Raw genomic sequence first — 440 nt, 5'->3', positions numbered from 1 at the left:
GCCCCACGCCTGCCGGCGTGCCGGTTAGCACCACGTCCCCGGCTTTGAGCGTAAAATAGCGGCTCATATAGGCGATAAGGGGCACAATAGGATGAATCATATCCGCGGTCGACCCTTGCTGGCGAACCTCGCCATTAACGTTAAGTCCGATAACCGTATTTTGCGGATCGCCGCAGAAGGCCGCGACAGGGATGAAGCCTGAAATCGGACATGCGTTATCGAAACCTTTGGCTTTTTCCCAAGGCTGTCCGGCCTTTTTCATTTTCCCTTGAATATCGCGCAGGGTTAAATCAAGCGCCACGCCATAACCGGCTATCGCTTTACGTACATGATCTTCGGTCGCCTGGCGGAGCGTTGCGCCAATCAGCACGGCAAGCTCAACTTCATGATGAACAGCGCCCATATCCGCCGGAATCGCCAGCGGCTGGCGAATATCACAC

The 440-nt window shown here is 55.5% G+C and carries 1 protein-coding gene; it reads right to left on the bottom strand.

Annotated elements, in window-relative coordinates:
• On the bottom strand, nucleotides 1–440 hold a 440-nt coding region (locus ACEWB7_RS17880; protein WP_411581073.1), incomplete at both ends, for a fumarylacetoacetate hydrolase family protein.

The organism is Acinetobacter sp. NIOH-H-8 (genome assembly GCF_046635365.1).
Lineage (GTDB): Bacteria > Pseudomonadota > Gammaproteobacteria > Pseudomonadales > Moraxellaceae > Acinetobacter.
This window is presented reverse-complemented; position numbering and strand designations above follow the sequence as displayed.